Source organism: Oleiphilus sp. HI0123 (assembly GCF_001635315.1).
This window is the reverse complement of record NZ_LWGE01001730.1, coordinates 1-2,308: the sequence shown is the minus strand read 5'-3', so window position 1 is coordinate 2,308 and position 2,308 is coordinate 1. Positions and strand designations below refer to the sequence as shown.

The following is a 2,308-nucleotide window of genomic DNA, read 5'->3' as shown; positions in this document are numbered from 1 at the left end:
ACGAAGTTTTAGTACTCAAGTAATGAATATGATTGTTGATGATACGATGCAGTTTAAGAAGCTTGATGATTTGGCCAGTGAACTCAATATGAGCCCAAGAAATTTAAGACGTGTCTTGGAAAAAGAAAACACTAGCTACCAACAAATTAAGCAAAAACTACGATGTGAAAAAGCGCTAAGCCTGCTAAATGATAGTAATCGATCAATAAGCGAGATAGGGTTGGAATTAGGCTTTGATGAAGCCTCGGTATTTTCTAGAGCGTTTAAAACCTGGATGGGCTTATCACCGCGTGCCTATCGTGATAAACACTCGATTGGAAGTGCTTGAGAAGAGTTACCCGGCTTCTTTTGTTTGCTGGTTATAAAGGCTTTCAATTCTTGAAAGAGCATTATCTGTCTTGCGGCAGTATTCTTTGCTGTCTTTTGCGTAGCTGAAAACAACACTGATTCGGTAAAAATGCCGAACTTTCACACACTCGGTGACGATGCCCCCAACCTTGGAAAGTGAAATATACTTACCTCTAAAGTTAATTAGAATGCGTTCTTTGGCCTTAAAGGGACGACGCGACCTGATCGCCATACCATAGCGATTGATATCGAGGCATTTAACTTCCTGTGAGGAACTGAAGAATTTTCTTAAGCCGACAGGTTGTATTGATATTCGTAAATCAGGCGCTTTATGGCGTCTTTTAATGCGGCGCTCTGCCCAATTTATGAGTTTAATTTTATGCATAGGTATAAAATGGTATGGGGTTAGGTCGAATCAGGAGAGGGATATTAAACGCTAAACACCCAACAAATCAACTTTCAACTGACAGCTGTTCTTATAGTAAATGAATATAGGTTAAATTGTTGGTAAAAATTAGTCTTGTTAAGCCAGTCTGTTTTGTTAATATCGTTTAGATACTTTGAACTAATGCTTTGCATGTAATCATTTTCATAATATTTAAGGGCTCACATTGAAACCGCTATCTACGAAACAATTATACAAAACATGTGATGATGCTGACTTGGGCTTTTCCAGTACTAAAGCTCTGCCGCCATTAAATGAATTTGTAGGTCAGGACCGTGCACAGGAAGCTGTCCGCTTTGCGATGTCAATGCCTGACTCTGGTTACAATGTGTATGCAATTGGCCGCAATGGCTTGGGCAAGCGTACGATGATCTTGCGTTTTCTAGATCATCACCGTAAAGAAAATAGAGAGTTATACGATTGGTGCTACGTTGCTAACTTCGATGAGCCTAGATCACCCAAAGTACTTAAGTTACCGGTTGGCATGGGCGCTAATTTAAAAAAGGATGTCGAAAAGCTTATGACCCGTTTGGTCAAAGGCATTCCTCAGGCTTTCGAGAATGATCAGTACTTTCAGCGCTCAGAAGCACTCAAGCTAGAATACGCTGAAAAGCAAGAAGCGGCATTAGAGAAAGTCGCTAAGCAAGCGAAGCGAAAAAAGGTAAAGCTATCTTTGACAACCCCTGGTGGATACCGTCTCACTGCAATGAATGGTGAAGATGTACATACAGTCGAAAGCTTTGAAGCACTTGCGGAAGATGAGAAAGATCAGTTTGATGATGTAATCACTAAGCTTGAATTAAAGCTAAGAGGGGTGATTAGAAAAATAGCAAACTGGGAACAGGAGTTTGTAGATAAGCAGCAAGCGCTCAATGAAGAGGTTGTACTGGGCGTTACACAGCACCTGGTTGAGTCACTTGCTCACAAATATCATAAGCACTCTTTAGTAATTGATTATTTGAATGATATACAAAATGATATCGTCAATAACTTAGATATTTTTCTCGAAGACAGCGAAGAGCAGGGCGCTATGTCCAATGCAACGCTTGAGAAGAAACTACCTCGTAGATATCAGGTTAATGTACTGGTTCAGCACAAGGACTCTAAAGAGCCTGTTATCGTTGAAGAAAACCCAAACTATCACACGATGTTTGGTTATGTGGAGCATGTGACCTACAAAGGCACGGTGTTTACCGACTACTCCTTAATTCGCTCGGGTTGCTTACATCGTGCCAACGGTGGCTACCTGTTGATTGATGCGGCGAAGGTGCTTGAACAACCTTTTGTGTGGGACGGGATCAAGCGAGCCCTGCGTTCCAAGGAACTGCAAATCAATTCCCTGGAAAGAGAAGTGACTTTGTCTGGAACGATTTCTTTGGAACCGGAACCGATTCCATTAGATGTTAAGATTATTCTCTTTGGTGACCTCGAAACTTATCTATTGCTTCAGAATTACGACCCTGAGTTTGAAGAACTGTTTAAAGTGACAGCGGACTTCGAAAACGAAATGAATCG

At 41.2% G+C, this 2,308-nt stretch carries 3 protein-coding genes; 2 read left to right on the top strand and 1 reads right to left on the bottom strand.

Features of this window, described 5'->3' with window-relative positions:
* Positions 1 to 328, top strand: a 328-nt coding sequence (locus A3761_RS23415) for an AraC family transcriptional regulator (RefSeq protein WP_156492064.1), incomplete at its 5' end; no start/stop codon positions are given.
* 6 nt (positions 329 to 334) lie between these two features.
* Here A3761_RS23415 and A3761_RS23410 read toward each other — a convergent pair.
* Entirely contained in the window at positions 335 to 733 is a 399-nt protein-coding gene (locus A3761_RS23410; protein ID WP_068510814.1) for a hypothetical protein, read from the bottom strand.
* Positions 734 to 959: 226 nt separating this feature from the next.
* Between A3761_RS23410 and A3761_RS23405 the strand changes: the two genes are divergently transcribed.
* On the top strand, positions 960 to 2,308 hold a 1,349-nt coding region (locus A3761_RS23405), incomplete at its 3' end, for an ATP-binding protein (RefSeq protein WP_156492063.1).